General features: G+C 67.7%; 14 protein-coding genes. 13 read left to right on the forward strand and 1 reads right to left on the reverse strand.

Translation table 11 applies throughout. The features are described 5' to 3' along the window. The first annotated feature begins 2 nt into the window (after positions 1-2). The 3 genes from HMPREF1224_RS29775 (at position 3) to HMPREF1224_RS29785 (ending at position 1501) form a co-directional block, all read left to right on the forward strand. Complete coding sequence (locus tag HMPREF1224_RS29775) at positions 3-605, forward strand: DUF924 family protein (protein ID WP_003101790.1); 603 nt, start codon at positions 3-5, stop codon at positions 603-605. 72 nt (positions 606-677) lie between these two features. Then, positions 678-935 carry an outer membrane protein assembly factor BamE domain-containing protein gene (bamE, locus tag HMPREF1224_RS29780; protein WP_003095983.1) on the forward strand — a complete coding sequence of 86 codons (258 nt, stop codon included), beginning with the start codon at positions 678-680 and terminating at the stop codon, positions 933-935. Further along, positions 932-1501: a lipocalin family protein gene (locus HMPREF1224_RS29785; protein ID WP_003114468.1), complete on the forward strand. Its 570-nt coding sequence runs from the start codon at positions 932-934 to the stop codon at positions 1499-1501. Before bamE ends, HMPREF1224_RS29785 begins: the two co-directional genes overlap by 4 nt. Before the next feature lie 146 nt (positions 1502-1647). Here HMPREF1224_RS29785 and HMPREF1224_RS29790 read toward each other — a convergent pair whose 3' ends face one another. Further along, complete coding sequence (locus HMPREF1224_RS29790; protein WP_003114467.1) at positions 1648-3009, reverse strand: formimidoylglutamate deiminase; 1362 nt, start codon at positions 3007-3009, stop codon at positions 1648-1650. Between the two features lie 100 nt (positions 3010-3109). Between HMPREF1224_RS29790 and hutC the strand changes: the two genes are divergently transcribed. The 10 genes from hutC to HMPREF1224_RS29840 all read left to right on the forward strand — a co-directional run bounded on the left by hutC (position 3110) and on the right by HMPREF1224_RS29840 (position 15116). Continuing rightward, positions 3110-3862 (forward strand): histidine utilization repressor, encoded by a 753-nt coding sequence (hutC, locus tag HMPREF1224_RS29795; protein WP_003095970.1) that lies wholly within the window; start codon positions 3110-3112, stop codon positions 3860-3862. After that, a complete protein-coding gene (locus HMPREF1224_RS29800; RefSeq protein WP_003118004.1) occupies positions 3859-4449 on the forward strand; it encodes a HutD/Ves family protein in 591 nt (196 codons plus the stop codon). Before hutC ends, HMPREF1224_RS29800 begins: the two co-directional genes overlap by 4 nt. Positions 4450-4590: 141 nt before the next feature. After that, positions 4591-5613, forward strand: a complete 1023-nt coding sequence (locus tag HMPREF1224_RS29805) for an ABC transporter substrate-binding protein (RefSeq protein ID WP_003101766.1) — start codon at positions 4591-4593, stop codon at positions 5611-5613. A gap of 15 nt (positions 5614-5628) precedes the next feature. Continuing rightward, a complete protein-coding gene (locus HMPREF1224_RS29810; RefSeq protein ID WP_010793681.1) occupies positions 5629-6567 on the forward strand; it encodes a fatty acid desaturase in 939 nt (312 codons plus the stop codon). 18 nt (positions 6568-6585) lie between these two features. Next, positions 6586-7383 (forward strand): phosphate/phosphite/phosphonate ABC transporter substrate-binding protein, encoded by a 798-nt coding sequence (locus HMPREF1224_RS29815; protein ID WP_003114463.1) that lies wholly within the window; start codon positions 6586-6588, stop codon positions 7381-7383. Positions 7384-7708: 325 nt separating this feature from the next. Then, entirely contained in the window at positions 7709-9388 is a 1680-nt protein-coding gene (gene hutU / locus HMPREF1224_RS29820) for a urocanate hydratase (protein WP_010793682.1), read from the forward strand. A 107-nt stretch (positions 9389-9495) separates the two neighbouring features. Continuing rightward, complete coding sequence (locus tag HMPREF1224_RS29825; protein WP_003095954.1) at positions 9496-10938, forward strand: purine-cytosine permease family protein; 1443 nt, start codon at positions 9496-9498, stop codon at positions 10936-10938. Between the two features lie 96 nt (positions 10939-11034). Continuing rightward, positions 11035-12564, forward strand: a complete 1530-nt coding sequence (gene hutH / locus HMPREF1224_RS29830) for a histidine ammonia-lyase (protein ID WP_003114461.1) — start codon at positions 11035-11037, stop codon at positions 12562-12564. A gap of 62 nt (positions 12565-12626) precedes the next feature. Next, a complete protein-coding gene (locus HMPREF1224_RS29835; RefSeq protein ID WP_003114460.1) occupies positions 12627-14030 on the forward strand; it encodes an amino acid permease in 1404 nt (467 codons plus the stop codon). A gap of 117 nt (positions 14031-14147) precedes the next feature. Beyond that, positions 14148-15116 carry an ABC transporter substrate-binding protein gene (locus HMPREF1224_RS29840; RefSeq protein ID WP_010793683.1) on the forward strand — a complete coding sequence of 323 codons (969 nt, stop codon included), beginning with the start codon at positions 14148-14150 and terminating at the stop codon, positions 15114-15116. Positions 15117-15118: the final 2 nt, after the last annotated feature.

The following is a 15118-nucleotide window of genomic DNA, read 5'->3' on the forward strand; positions in this document are numbered from 1 at the left end:
CGATGAGCGCGCCCTGGGAGACCTTGCTCGACTGGTGGTTCGGCACCTCCAGCGATGCCGCCGAGGTGGTTGCCCAGCGCAACGGCCTGTGGTTCGGCAAGAACGTCTGCCAGGACGCCGATGCCGGCGGCCGTTTCGGCGACCTGGTGAACCAGGCGCTGGACGGCGGCTTGCAGGAGTGGACGGCCGAGGCCGATGGCTGGCTGGCGCTGATCCTGTTGCTCGACCAGTTGCCGCGGATGATCTACCGCGACACGCCGCGCGCCTACGCCGGCGACGCCCGGGCGCAACGGGTGGTGCGCGAGGGCCTGGAAAAAGGCTTCGACCGCCAGTTGCCGCCGGTGCGCCGGGTGTTCGCCTACCTGGTCCTGGAGCACGCCGAGGACCTGCCCAGCCAGGAGCGGGCGGTAGCCTGCTTCCGCGACCTGCGCGATCAGGTCGGTGGCAGCGTGCGCAAGCCCTTCGACGATTTCTACGACTATGCCGAGCGGCATCATGCGGTAGTCGCCCGCTTCGGTCGCTTTCCCCATCGCAACGCCATTCTCGGCCGCCCCTCCAGCGAGGAGGAGACGGCGTTCCTCAGGGAACCCGGTTCGCGTTTCTGACTCCAAGGCTCCGGATTTCCCCCGCGTGTGCCAAGCTGTAGGGCAGCGCTTCCCCCGAACAAGGAGTTCCTCATGGCGTCGTTCCGTACCCTGGCCGTGGTCGCTTTCTGCGTCGTCCTGGCCGCCTGCAGCAAGATCAACCAGGAAAACTATTCCAAGCTCAAGGCCGGCATGAGCAAGGCCGAGGTCGAGGCGATCCTCGGCAAGCCCACCGAGTGCTCCGGCGCGCTGGGCATGTCCAGTTGCACCTGGGGCGACGAGAAGGCTTTCATCAGCGTGCAGTACGCGGCCGACAAGGCGCTGCTCTTCTCCGGCCAGGGGCTCAAGTGATCGGTCTGCCGATCCGGGTGCTCTGCACCCTGTGGCTGGGCTTGCTGCTGGTCGGTTGCGCGGGCTCGCCGAAGAATCCGCCGGCCACCGAGCAGGTCGACCTCCAGCGCTACCAGGGCACCTGGTACGAACTGGCGCGCTTGCCGATGTTCTTCCAGCGCAACTGCGCGCAATCGGAGGCGCATTACCGCTTGCAGGAAGACCAGAGCATCCAGGTGATCAATCGCTGCCTGACCCTGGATGGCGACTGGGAGCAGGTGGCGGGGCGGGCGGTCGCCCAGCAGCCGGGTCGCACCGACAAGTTGTGGGTGCGCTTCGACAACTGGTTCGCCAATCTCTTCCCCAACGTGGCGCGCGGCGACTATTGGGTGCTGGCGGTGGACGACGACTACCGTACCGCGCTGGTGGGCAATCCGAACCGTGAATACCTGTGGCTGCTGTCGCGTACCCCGCAGGTTTCGCAGCAGACCCGCGAACGTCTGCTGGAAGAAGCGCGCAGCCGCGGTTACGCGGTGGACGAGCTGATCTGGCGGGTACCCGACGGCCAGTTGAAGCGGAGCCAGTGAAGGAACGCCCCGCCGGGGCGTTTTTTCTTTCCAGCGCCGTTCACGCCTGGCGGCTGGCGTGGGAAGTATCGGCGTTTAGCGCCCGACGGCTCGAACGAGTGGGGCGGATAAGCAAGCGCAACGCGGTTATCCGCCGCTGTGCAGGGTCAGTCGAGCAGTTCCCCCAGCACCTGGACGAATGCCCGTGCGCTGCGTTCTTCCCCTGCATGCCGGCCGTCGCGCACCACCCATCTGCCGGCCACCATCACGTCGCGCACCTGGCGGTCGCCGCCGGCGAACAGCCAGCGGTTGAGCAGGGCGTCGCCCTCGGCGCTGGCCAGGTAGGGGTCGTTGCCGTCGAGCACCAGCAGGTCGGCGCGACGGCCCACGGCGAGACTACCGATCGGCTGCCCAAGGGCCTGGGCGCCGCCAGCCAGAGCAGCGTCGTAGAGCGTGCGGCCGATCATCGGCTGGTCGTCGCGGTACAGCCGGTTGCGTTTCCGGTCACGCAGGCGCTGGCCGTATTCCAGCCAGCGGAGTTCCTCGACCACGCTGAGCGAGACGTGGCTGTCCGAGCCGATGCCCAGGCGCCCGCCCTGGGCGAGGAAGTCCGTCGCCGGGAAGATGCCGTCGCCGAGGTTGGCCTCGGTGCTCAGGCACAGGCCGGCCACCGCGCCGCTACGCGCCATCGCCGCCACCTCGGCGGGGTCGGCGTGGGTCGCATGGACCAGGCACCAGCGCTGGTCGACCGCGACGTTCTCGTACAGCCATTGCAACGGCCGGCGTCCGCTCCAGGCCTGGCAGTCGTCGACTTCCTTCTGCTGTTCGGCGATATGGATGTGGACCGGCAGGTCGTCGTGGCCGGCGGCGAGGACCGTGGCGATCTGCTGCGGAGTCACCGCGCGCAGGGAGTGGAAGCACAGGCCCAGGGAGTGGCCTGCCGCCTCCAGCGGCGCGCGCAGGCGCTGGAGCAGTTCCAGGTAGGCCTCGCTGCCATTGATGAAGCGCCGCTGGCCCTCGCTGGCCGGCTGGCCGCCGAAGCCTGCGTGACTGTAAAGCACGGGCAGCAGGGTCAGGCCGATACCTGCGGCGCTGGCGGCGCGGGAGATGCGCAGGGAAAGTTCGGCGGGGTCGGCGTAGGAGCGGCCGTCGAGGTCGTGATGGACGTAGTGGAATTCCGCCACCGCGGTGTAGCCGGCCTTGAGCATCTCGATGTAGAGCTGGCAGGCGATGACCTCGATCTGTTCCGGCGACAGTCGAGCGACCATCCGGTACATCAGCTCGCGCCAGGTCCAGAAACTGTCGTTGGGATTGCCGGCGACTTCGGCGAGCCCGGCCATGGCGCGCTGGAACGCGTGCGAATGGAGGTTGGGCATCCCCGGCAGCACGGCGCCGCCGAGGCGTTCGGCGCCGTCGGCGTTGGCGTCGGGACGAATCTCGGCGAGGACTCCGTCCGCGGAAATCTCGAAACGGACATTTCGCGCCCAGCCTTCCGGCAGCAACGCACGTTCAGCGAAAATTGCGGACATAATCAGCTCACACGCAGTCTGTTTTATTTGTATATACATATACAGACGATTAAGCGGTGCGTAAACTCACTTCATCGACGCCTCGACAAGGAGTCTCTCCGTGACGTCCTCTTCCTCCGATCGTTCCCCGCTGGCCTCGCAACTCGGCGAGGTACCGGCGCCGCTCTACGCGCGGGTCAAGCAGATGATCGTCAGCCAGATCCAGTCGGGCGCCTGGCCGCCGCACCACCGGGTGCCGTCCGAGAGCGAACTGGTCAGCCAGCTCGGCTTCAGTCGCATGACCATCAATCGCGCCCTGCGCGAACTGACCAGCGACGGCCTGCTGGTGCGCATGCAGGGGGTAGGAACCTTCGTCGCCGAGCCCAAGGGCCAGTCGGCGCTGTTCGAGGTGCACAACATCGCCGACGAGATCGCGGCCCGCGGGCATCGCCATCGTTGCCAGGTGATCACCCTCGGCGAGGAGGTCGCCGGCCCCGAGCGCGCCCTGGCACTGGATGTGCGCGAAGGCCAGCGGGTGTTCCACTCGCTGATCGTGCACTACGAGAACGATATCCCGGTGCAGATCGAGGACCGCTACGTGAACGCCGCGGTGGCGCCGGACTACCTCAAGCAGGATTTCACCCGGCAAACGCCCTATGCCTACCTGACCCAGGTGGCGCCGCTCACCGAGGGCGAGCATGTGGTCGAGGCGATCCTCGCCGAGCCGGCCGAGTGCAAGCTGTTGCAGATCGAACGCGGCGAGCCGTGCCTGCTGATCCGCCGCCGCACCTGGTCCGGGCGTGTCGCGGTGACCGCCGCGCGGCTGCTGCACCCGGGTTCCCGCCACCGTCTGGAAGGACGTTTCAGCTCATGAGCGAACTCCGCATCCTGCGCGCCGTCGACTACCCGAGAATGCCGTGGAAGAACGGCGCCGGCTCCACCGAGGAGATCGCCCGCGACGGCGGCGACGGCCTGGACGGCTTCGGCTGGCGCCTGTCGATCGCCGATGTCGGCGAGTCCGGCGGCTTCTCCCGCTTCGCCGGTTACCAGCGGATCATCAGCGTGCTGGAGGGCGGCGGCATGCGCCTGCGGGTGGATGGCGCGGAATCCGCGCCGCTACGCGCCCGGCAGGCCTTCGCCTTTTCCGGCGACAGCGAGGTGCACTGCACCCTGCTCGATGGAGCTATCCGCGACTTCAACCTGATCTATGCGCCCCGGCGCCATCGCGCGCGCCTGCAATGGCTGCGGGTCGAGGGCGAGCTGGACTGGCACGGCACGGCGAGCACGCTGCTGCTGTTCGCCCAGCAGGACGGGGTAGCGATTTCCTTGCAAGGGCAACCTCGCGGGCAACTGGCTGCCCACGACTGCCTGTGCGCCGAGGGGCTGCAGGGCTTGCAGCATTGGCGCCTGACGGCCCACGAGCCGGCGTGGGTCTGTGCGGTGGAACTCGATTCGCTGTGATTCGCCGGCGCCGCCAGGAAAAAGCGTCTACACCGAAAGGGTAGGCGCTTTTGTCTATCCAAAGAATCAAACGTTATTAATCCAATATTTTTAATGCCTATATAGTTCCGCATGCCGTCCGACTCCAACCGGGAGACCCGCATGCCCCCGCTTCGCCAGATCCTCGCCGTCCTCGCCCTGGGCGCCAGCCTCGCCAGCCAGACCGCCGTCGCGGCGGAATGCCCGTACCCGGGCAAAGTGGTGTTCGCCGGGCTGAACTGGGAAAGCGGCATGTTCACCACCGACCTGTTGCGCTACGTACTGGAAAAAGGCTACGGCTGCGAGACCGACGCGCTGCCGGGCAATACCGTGACCATGGAAAACGCCCTGCGCCAGAACGATATCCAGGTCACCGGGGAGCAATGGGCCGGGCGTAGCCCGGTGTGGCGCGCGGCGGAGGAGGCGGGCGAGGTGTTCTCCGTCGGCGAGACGGTGAAGGGCGCCACCGAGGGCTGGTGGGTGCCGGAGTACCTGGTCAAGGGCGACCCGCAACGAGGCATCGAGGCGAAGGCGCCGGAGTTGAGGTCGGTCGCCGACCTGCCGCGCTACAAGGCGCTGTTCCGCGATCCCGAGGAGCCCGCCAAGGGGCGTTTCTACAACTGCCCGACCGGCTGGACCTGCGAGATCGTCAACAGCCAGAAGCTCAAGGCCTACAGGTTGCAGGACAGCTACACGAACTTCCGCACCGGCACCGGCCCGGCGCTGGATGCGGCGATCAGTGCGGCCTTCCGGCGCGGTGAGCCGGTGCTTTTCTACTATTGGTCGCCGACTCCGTTGATGGGCCGTTTCAAGCTGGTGCAACTGGAAGAGCCGCCGTTCAGCGAGAAGGCCTGGGCCACCCTGTCCGATCCGAAGAACCCCGACCCCATCGGTTCCCGCTCGTTGCCGGCGAAGATCACCATTGGCGTTTCCCGCGATTTCCATGACAAGGCGCCGGCGTTGGTCGAGCTGTTCCGCAAGGTCGAGATCCCCTTGCCGCTATTCAACGAGCTGCTCGCCGACATGGCGCAGAATCATCGCGAGGTCGGCGAGGTGCGTGCGCAGTTTCTTCGCCAGCATCGCGAAATCTGGAGCCACTGGGTGCCGGCCGAAGTCGCCGCGCGCCTCGATACCTCCCTGAAGTAAGCCTCGCCAGCCTTCATGGCGCACTACCTGAGCGGGCGTCAGCGCACCCTGGTGCGGCGGCTCCAGGATACCTTCCAGGCGCGCAGCGAATGGCCGACCTGGCTGCTGATCGCCTGCCTGTACGGCGGTTGGGCACTGCTCGCCAGCCAGTATGAGCGCTGGGGTTGGCCGGTGCTGGCGGGACTGGTGCCGTTCGCCTCCCTCTACATGTCGTTGCAGCATGAGCTGATCCATGGCCACCCGACCCGCTGGCCGAGGTTCAACGCCATGCTCGGCTACCTGCCACTGGCCGTCTGGTATCCCTATCCGCTGTACCGTGACAGCCACTTGCGGCACCACCTCGACGAGCAACTGACCTACCCGGGGCTGGACCCCGAGAGTCGCTACGTCAGTCTGTCCGAATGGCCGCGCCTGGGCTCCTGGCGGCGGCGCTGGCTCTGCCTGGACAAGACCCTGCTCGGTCGCGCCACCCTCGGCCCGCTGCTGGCCCTGGCGGCGATGGCGCGCCTGGAGGGTTCGCGGTTGCGCCGGGGAGAGGGCGCCGCCTGGCGCCTGTGGGGCCTGCATGCCGTGCTGCTGGGCGGGTTGCTGGCCGGGCTTTGGCGCTGGGCGGGCATCCCGCCCTGGCTGTATGTGCCGGCGGTGGCCTATCCGGCCCTCGGCCTGAGCATGCTGCGCTCTTTCTACGAGCACCGTCCGGCCCGCGAGCCGGCGCAGCGCAGCGTGCTGGTCGAGGCGGGGTGGCCGTGGCGGCTGCTGTTCCTCAACAACAACTTGCATCTGGTCCACCACGATCTGCCGGGCCTGCCCTGGTACCTGCTGCCGCGCGTGTATAGCGCAAGCCGCCGTGCCTACCGGCGACGCAGTGGCGATTTCCACCTGCCCGGCTATGGTCGTCTATGGCGGCGCCACGGTTGGCGGCCAGTGGATGCGCCGGTGCATCCCGAGCATTGAAGGCAGGCGGACGAGAGCATGATCGATACCCCGGTGGTGGCGGCGCTGGACATGTATGTCGAGCCGGACTGCGTCAGGCAGGCCGGCGCAACCTTCATCGGCGAGGTCTGCCGGCGCCTGGGCGTGCGCCGTTATGCGTCGGCCGCCACCGATCTGGCGGTGCAGTGGCGACAGCCTAACCTGTTGTTCGCGCAGACCTGCGGCTATCCGCTGATGACCCAGTTGCGCGGCCAGGTGGCGGTGCTCGCGGTGCCCAGCTACGACTTGCCCGATTGTGCTCCCGGCGAGCATTGCAGCCTGTTCGTCGCCGCCGAAGGACAGGCGCGCCAGCGCCTCGGCGACTTCCGCAATACCCGCCTGGCGCTCAACGACCACGACTCCAACAGCGGCATGAACCTGCTGCGCCATGCGCTGGCACCGCTGGGGCGAGACTCGGCGTTCTTCGCCGAGGTGCACATCAGCGGCGGCCACCTGCGCAGCCTGGCGATGGTGGCCGCGGGTGAGGTCGAGCTGACCTCGGTGGATGCAGTGACCTTCGGCTACCTGCAACGCCACGCACCGGAGCGCCTGGACGGCCTGCGCGTGCTCGGGCGCAGCGCGCCGAGCCCGGCCTTGCCGCTGATCACCTCGCTGCACTGGAGTGCGGCGCAACGCCGCGAGCTGTTCGAAGCGCTGAACCTGACGCTGATCGAGTGCCCGCACCTGGCCGCGACACTGGCGCTGAAAAGCTTCCTCCCGGCCGGCGAGGAGCATTACCGGATTCTCCTCGACTACGAGCGTCAGGCGCAGGGCTGGGGTTACCCGCAATTGCGCTGAACGGTGTTACCGAAGGCCCCAAACCGGTGCGCGCACGCTTCGATCACGTGCACCCAGGGCCGTTCCGGCAGGCTCCTTCTCCCGGGGGAGAGGCTACCTTCGCTAATTCTTAACTACAGAAAAATCAACGGGTTGAATGAAATTCACGGGAATGTGGAGATATCGCCGGAGGGCGTGGCGGCAGAATTGGCCCTTCCTTTGCTTATACTTGTATGTACAAGCATAGATGTGTTCGGTAGACCCAGCCCGACCTCTGCTTCGTCCCCGAATTCAGGCGCACCCTCGCCGGTCGCCGCCCGTTGAACGCCACGCCCAGGAGCCTGCCGTGACCACCCCGAGCAAATTCCGCGATATTGAAATCCGCGCCCCGCGCGGCACTACGCTGACCGCCAAGAGCTGGCTGACCGAAGCGCCGCTGCGCATGCTGATGAACAACCTCGACCCGGAGGTCGCGGAGAACCCCAGGGAACTGGTGGTTTACGGCGGCATCGGCCGTGCCGCGCGCAACTGGGAGTGCTACGACAGGATCGTCGAGACCCTCAAGCAACTGAACGACGACGAGACCCTGCTGGTACAGTCCGGCAAGCCGGTCGGCGTGTTCAAGACCCACGCCAACGCGCCGCGGGTGCTGATCGCCAACTCCAACCTGGTGCCGCACTGGGCGACCTGGGAACACTTCAACGAACTGGACGCCAAGGGCCTGGCGATGTACGGCCAGATGACCGCCGGTTCGTGGATCTACATCGGCAGCCAGGGCATCGTCCAGGGCACCTACGAAACCTTCGTCGAGGCTGGCCGCCAGCATTACGACGGCAATCTCAAGGGCCGCTGGGTGCTTACCGCCGGCCTTGGCGGCATGGGCGGCGCCCAGCCGCTGGCGGCGACCCTGGCCGGCGCCTGTTCGCTGAACATCGAGTGCCAGCAGAGCCGCATCGACTTCCGCCTGCGCAGTCGCTACGTCGACGAGCAGGCCAAGGACCTGGACGACGCCCTGGCGCGGATCCAGCGCTACACCGCCGAAGGCAAGGCCATCTCCATCGCCCTGCTGGGCAATGCCGCCGAGATCCTTCCGGAACTGGTTCGCCGCGGCGTACGCCCGGACATGGTCACCGACCAGACCAGCGCCCACGATCCACTCAACGGCTACCTGCCGGCCGGCTGGAGCTGGGAAGAGTATCGCGACCGCGCGCAGACCGACCCGGCCGTCGTGGTCAAGGCCGCCAAGCAGTCCATGGCGGTACACGTGCGGGCCATGCTGGCGTTCCAGCAGCAGGGCGTGCCGACCTTCGACTATGGCAACAACATCCGCCAGATGGCCAAGGAAGAGGGGGTGGCCAATGCCTTCGATTTCCCCGGCTTCGTCCCGGCCTACATCCGCCCGCTGTTCTGTCGCGGCATCGGTCCGTTCCGCTGGGCCGCGCTGTCGGGCGACCCGCAGGACATCTACAAGACCGACGCCAAGGTCAAGCAACTGATCCCCGACGATGCCCACCTGCACCGTTGGCTGGACATGGCCCGCGAGCGCATCAGCTTCCAGGGCCTGCCGGCGCGCATCTGCTGGGTTGGCCTGGGGCTGCGCGCCAAGCTCGGCCTGGCCTTCAACGAGATGGTGCGCAGCGGCGAGCTGTCCGCGCCGATCGTCATCGGCCGCGACCACCTCGACTCCGGCTCGGTGGCCAGCCCCAACCGCGAGACCGAGGCCATGCAGGACGGCTCCGACGCGGTGTCCGACTGGCCGCTGCTGAATGCCCTGCTGAATACCGCCAGCGGCGCCACCTGGGTCTCGCTGCACCACGGCGGCGGCGTAGGCATGGGCTTCTCCCAGCACTCCGGGATGGTGATCGTCTGCGACGGTAGCGACGAGGCCGCCGAACGCATCGCCCGCGTGCTGACCAACGACCCGGGTACCGGGGTGATGCGGCACGCCGACGCCGGCTACCAGGTCGCCATCGATTGCGCGAAGGAGCAGGGCCTGAACCTGCCGATGATCACCGCCCAGCGCTGACCTCGAAAACCGCCTCCACGCCGGCGGGGCGTGGGGGCGGCCGCCCACTGTCCCGACCAGGCCACAACAAGAATGGCGGCGCGCGAGCCGCAGCGGAGTACAGCAGCATGACCCAGGGCAGCGACAGCAAGCCACTGATCGAACGGCGCTCTATCGACTACATCCCGGCGAACGAGCGCCACGGCCGCCTCTACAGCCAGTTCACCCTCTGGCTGGGGGCCAACCTGCAGATCACCGCCATCGTCACCGGCGCCCTCGCCGTGGTCCTCGGCGGCGACGTGTTCTGGTCGCTGGTCGGCCTGCTCATCGGCCAGCTCCTCGGCGGCGCGGTGATGGCCCTGCACGCCGCGCAGGGGCCGCGCCTGGGGCTGCCGCAGATGATTTCCAGCCGGGTGCAGTTCGGCGTCTACGGCGCCTGCATCCCGATCGCCCTGGTGTGCCTGATGTACCTGGGCTTCACCGCCACCGGCACGGTGCTTTCCGGCCAGGCCATCGGCCAGCTCACCGGGCTCAGCGACAGCGCCGGGATCTTCATCTTCGCCGCCTTCATCGTCCTGGTGACGGTGCTCGGCTATCGCGTCATCCACATCATCGGGCGGATCGCCAGCGTCCTCGGCATCATCGCCTTCGTCTACCTGTTCAGCCGCCTGATGCTGCTCAGCGACATCGGCGATCTGCTCGCCATCCGCCACTTCAGCTGGGCCTCGTTCCTCCTCGCGGTGTCCCTGGCGGCGTCCTGGCAGATCGCCTTCGGCCCCTACGTGGCCGACTATTCACGCTACCTGCCGGCGTCCACCTCGTCGTGGAAGACCTTCCTCGCCGTCGGCCTCGGCTCGGTGCTCGGCGCCCAGGCCTCGATGGTCCTCGGGGTGTTCTCCGCAGCCCTGGCCAACGGTCAGTTCGCCGGCCGCGAGGTGGCCTACATCGTCGGCCTGGGCAGCAGCGGGACCGTCGCCGCGCTGCTCTACTTCAGCATCGCCTTCGGCAAGGTGACCATTTCCACGCTGAACTCCTACGGCAGCTTCATGTGCATCGCGACCATCATCAGCAGCGTACGCGGTCAACTGGAGATCACCCGCGTGCAACGCCTGTTCTTCGTCCTCGCGATCGTCGGCGCCTCGACGCTCATCGCGCTGCTCGGCCAGCACTCGTTCCTCGCTGCGTTCAAGTCCTTCATCCTGTTCCTGCTGACCTTCTTCACCCCGTGGAGCGCGGTGAACCTGGTCGACTACTACTTCATCACCCGCGAGCGCTATGACGTGCCCGCGCTGGCCGACCCCGACGGCCGCTACGGTCGCTGGAACCTGCCGGGAATCGCCGTCTATACCCTCGGCGTGCTGGTGCAGATGCCGTTCCTGGCGACCACGCTGTACACCGGACCGATGGTCGAGCACCTCGGCGGCGTGGATATCTCCTGGATCATCGGCTTGCTGGTGCCGGCGGTCCTCTACTACCTGGTGGCGCGGCGCAAGGCCACGCGCCAGGCCCCGGCGCGAATGATCCTGCCGGCCGATCCCGGCGCCTTCGAACGTCCCGCGCACGGGGCCTGAGACGAATTTCCAGGGCGGCGCGGCCGCCTTCAATCCCATGAAACGCCGCCGGCGGACGGCGCTGCCGAGCCCGCCGAACCGAACAAGGAGCCTTCGATGAGCCTGCATCTGAAACCCGGCCAGCTGACCCTGGCCGACCTGCGCCAAGCCTACCTGGCCCCCGTGCGCCTGAGCCTGGATCCCAGCGCCGACGCGCCGATCGCCGCCAGCGTCGCCTGTGTCGAGAACATCATCGCCGAGGGTCGCACCGCCTACGGCATCAACACCGGCTTCGGCCTGCTGGCCTCGACGCGGATCTCCCCGGCCGACCTGGAGAAGCTCCAGCGCTCCATCGTCCTGTCCCATGCCGCCGGCGTCGGCGAGGCGCTGGACGACGCCATGGTGCGGCTGGTCATGCTGCTCAAGGTGAACAGCCTGGCGCGCGGGTTCTCCGGCATCCGCCGCAAGGTGATCGACGCGCTGATCGCGCTGATCAACGCCGAGGTCTATCCGCACATCCCGCTGAAAGGCTCGGTGGGTGCGTCCGGCGACCTGGCGCCGCTGGCGCACATGTCGCTGGTGCTGATCGGCGAAAGCCGGGCGCGCCATCGCGGTGAGTGGCTGCCGGCCGCCGAAGCGCTGGCGGTGGCCGGGCTGGAGCCGCTGACCCTGGCGGCGAAGGAAGGCCTGGCCCTGCTCAATGGCACCCAGGTGTCCACCGCCTACGCGCTGCGCGGGTTGTTCGAGGCCGAGGACCTGTTCGCCGCCGCCACCGTCTGCGGCGGGCTCAGCGTCGAGGCCATGCTCGGTTCGCGGGCGCCGTTCGATGCGCGCATCCATGCCGCGCGCGGCCAGCGTGGGCAGATCGACGTGGCCGCGGCCTATCGCGACCTGCTCACCGCCAGCAGCGAGGTGGCGCGCTCCCATGAGAAGTGCGACAAGGTCCAGGACCCCTATTCGCTGCGTTGCCAGCCGCAGGTGATGGGCGCCTGCCTGACCCAGATGCGCCAGGCCGCCGAGGTGCTGGAGATCGAAGCCAACGCGGTGTCCGACAACCCGCTGGTATTCGCCGCCGAGGGCGACGTGATCTCCGGCGGCAACTTCCACGCCGAACCGGTGGCGATGGCCGCCGACAACCTGGCCCTGGCGTTGGCCGAGATCGGTTCGCTGTCGGAACGGCGCATCTCGCTGATGATGGACATGCACATGTCGCAGTTGCCGCCGTTCCTGGTGGCCAACGGCGGGGTCAACTCCGGCTTCATGATCGCCCAGGTCACCGCCGCCGCGCTGGCCAGCGACAACAAGGCCCTGGCCCACCCGGCCAGCGTCGACAGCCTGCCGACCTCGGCCAACCAGGAAGACCATGTGTCGATGGCGCCGAACGCCGGCAAACGGCTCTGGGCGATGGCCGAGAACGTCCGCGGGATTCTCGCCGTGGAGTGGCTGGGCGCCTGCCAGGGCCTGGACTTCCGCGAGGGCCTGAAGAGTTCGCCGAAGCTGGAGCAGGCTCGCCGCCTGCTGCGCGACAAGGTGCCGTACTACCAGGAGGATCGCTTCTTCGCCCCTGATATCGAGGCCGCCAGCCAGTTGCTCGCCAGCGGTTGCCTGAACGCGCTGCTGCCGGCCCGGCTGTTGCCGAGTCTTTGATACCCGCCCCCGGCCGCTCGGCCGGGGCGCTCCAGCAAGAACAACAACAGGAGAGCCGAGGGATGACGCACGACACGGGGCTTCGGCGCGGACTGAACGCCCGTCATATTCGTTTCATGGCACTGGGGTCGGCGATCGGCACCGGCCTGTTCTACGGTTCCGCATCGGCCATCCAGATGGCCGGGCCGGCGGTGCTGCTGGCCTACCTGGTCGCCGGCGCGGCGGTGTACATGGTGATGCGCGCGCTCGGCGAGATGGCGGTGCACGAGCCGGTGTCCGGCTCGTTCGGCCATTACGCCAGCAGCTATCTCGGCCCCCTGGCCGGGTTCGTCACCGGCTGGACCTACGCTTTCGAGATGATCATCGTCTGCCTCGCCGATGTCACCGCGTTCGGTATCTACATGGGGTTCTGGTTTCCCGACGTGCCGCGCTGGATCTGGGTACTGTCCATCGTGCTGTTCATCGGCGGGCTGAACCTCTGTCATGTCAAGGTCTTCGGCGAGCTGGAGTTCTGGCTGTCGCTGGTCAAGGTCGGCGCCATCGTCGCGATGATTCTCGCCGGGCTCGGCATCATGTTCTTCGGCTTCAGCCTGGGCGGCGCGGCGACGTCCGCCACCGGCGTGCACAACCTGTGGCAGCACGGCGGCTTCCTGCCCAACGGCTGGGCCGGGCTGGTCGCCTCGCTGTCGGTGGTGGTATTCGCCTTCGGCGGCATCGAGATCATCGGCATCACCGCCGGCGAGGCGCAGGACCCGCAGCGGGTGATCCCGCGGGCGATCAATGCGGTGCCGCTGCGCATCCTGCTGTTCTACGTGCTGACCCTGTTCGTGCTGATGGCGATCTTCCCCTGGCAGCAGATCGGCAGCAACGGCAGTCCCTTCGTGCAGATCTTCGACGGCCTGGGGATCGAGTCGGCCGCGGCGATCCTCAATGTCGTGGTGATCACCGCGGCGATTTCGGCGATCAACAGCGACATCTTCGGCGCCGGTCGCATGCTCTACGGCATGGCCCGCCAGGGCCAGGCGCCGGTCGGCTTCTCGCGGGTGTCGCGGCACGGCGTGCCGTGGATGACCGTGCTGCTGATGGCGGTGGCCCTGCTGCTCGGCGTGGCGCTGAACTACCTGATCCCGCAGAGCGTATTCCTGTTGATCGCTTCCATCGCCACCTTCGCCACCGTGTGGGTCTGGCTGATGATCCTCCTGGCCCAGGTCGGCATGCGCCGGCGCATGGGGCCGCGCCAGGTCGCCGCGCTGAAGTTCCCGGTGCCGCTGTGGCCATTCGCGCCGGCGGCGGCGATCGTCTTCATGCTGTTCATCTTCGTGGTGCTCGGCTATTTCCCGGACACCCGCCCGGCCCTGTGGGTCGGGGCTATCTGGATCGCCTTGCTGGTGATCGCCTACCGGCGCTGGGTCAGGCCGAAGGGCGATGCCGCGCATGGCGTGCTTCAGGCCCAGGGAGGGCTGTGACGGAACCGACGGCGGCCTGAGCCGCCGGCCAATAACAATGATCGAGGCCGTTCCCCCGGGCGCGGCCCGCAGGTTTTCCAACTGCCTTTCCCAATCGTGCATCTGGAGCGTCGAACCATGCGATACAAGAAGTCGATGTTGAGTGTTCTCTGTGCCCTCGGCCTGCTCGCCGCCGCGGCGGGCGCCCAGGCGGAAGGCTGGTGCGAGTCCGGCAAGGCGGTGAAGTTCGCCGGGCTGAACTGGGAGAGCGGGACCCTGCTCACCGAGCTGATGCAGTTCGTCCTGGCCAAGGGCTACGGCTGTACCACCGACAGCCTGCCGGGCAACTCGATCACCATGGAGCAGGCGCTGAGCACCAATGACATCCAGGTCTTCGCCGAGGAGTGGATCGGCCGCAGCGACGCCTGGAACAAGGCTGCCGCGGCCGGCAAGGTGGTCGGCGTCGGCGAACCCATCGTCGGCGCGGTGGAGGGCTGGTACGTGCCGCGCTACGTGATCGAGGGCGACCCGCAGCGCAAGCTCGAGGCGAAGGCGCCGAAGCTGCGCTCTATCGCCGACCTGGCGCAGTACGCCGAGGTCTTCCGCGACCCGGAAGAGCCGGGCAAGGGGCGCTTCTACAATTGCCCGGCCGGCTGGACCTGCGAGCTGGAGAACAGCGAGATGCTGAAAAGCTACGGCCTGGAAGAGACGTTCACCAATTTCCGTCCGGGCACCGGCCCGGCACTGGACGCGGCGGTGCTGTCGAGCTATCGGCGCGGCGAGCCTATCCTGTTCTACTACTGGTCGCCGACGCCGCTGATGGGCCGCGCCGACCTGGTGCGCCTGGAGGAAAGGCCCGGCGTCGCCAAGCGCATCAGGATCCAGGTCGGCCTGTCGCGGACCTTCCACGACCAGGCGCCGGAGCTGGTGGCGGTGCTGGAGAAGGTCAACCTGCCGGCGGAGCTGCTGAACAGCGACCTGGCGCGGATGGCCAAGGACCGGATCGATGCGGCGCGCCTGGCGCGCGAGTTCCTCAAGGAGCACCCCGAGGTCTGGCACGCCTGGGTCGACGAGGACGCGGCGAAGAAGATCGAAGCGGCACTCTGAAC

Origin of the sequence: Pseudomonas sp. P179, from assembly GCF_000478485.2 — a bacterium.
Classification (GTDB): Bacteria; Pseudomonadota; Gammaproteobacteria; order Pseudomonadales; family Pseudomonadaceae; genus Pseudomonas; species Pseudomonas aeruginosa.

Coding starts and splice junctions, on each gene's coding strand:
- HMPREF1224_RS29815 (WP_003114463.1), top strand. CDS start 6,586: ATGATCGATACCCCGGTGGTGGCGGCGCTGGACATGTATGTCGAGCCG.
- HMPREF1224_RS29800 (WP_003118004.1), top strand. CDS start 3,859: ATGAGCGAACTCCGCATCCTGCGCGCCGTCGACTACCCGAGAATGCCG.
- HMPREF1224_RS29835 (WP_003114460.1), top strand. CDS start 12,627: ATGACGCACGACACGGGGCTTCGGCGCGGACTGAACGCCCGTCATATT.
- HMPREF1224_RS29840 (WP_010793683.1), top strand. CDS start 14,148: ATGCGATACAAGAAGTCGATGTTGAGTGTTCTCTGTGCCCTCGGCCTG.
- HMPREF1224_RS29790 (WP_003114467.1), bottom strand. CDS start 3,009: ATGTCCGCAATTTTCGCTGAACGTGCGTTGCTGCCGGAAGGCTGGGCG.
- HMPREF1224_RS29810 (WP_010793681.1), top strand. CDS start 5,629: ATGGCGCACTACCTGAGCGGGCGTCAGCGCACCCTGGTGCGGCGGCTC.
- bamE (WP_003095983.1), top strand. CDS start 678: ATGGCGTCGTTCCGTACCCTGGCCGTGGTCGCTTTCTGCGTCGTCCTG.
- HMPREF1224_RS29825 (WP_003095954.1), top strand. CDS start 9,496: ATGACCCAGGGCAGCGACAGCAAGCCACTGATCGAACGGCGCTCTATC.
- hutH (WP_003114461.1), top strand. CDS start 11,035: ATGAGCCTGCATCTGAAACCCGGCCAGCTGACCCTGGCCGACCTGCGC.
- HMPREF1224_RS29775 (WP_003101790.1), top strand. CDS start 3: ATGAGCGCGCCCTGGGAGACCTTGCTCGACTGGTGGTTCGGCACCTCC.
- HMPREF1224_RS29805 (WP_003101766.1), top strand. CDS start 4,591: ATGCCCCCGCTTCGCCAGATCCTCGCCGTCCTCGCCCTGGGCGCCAGC.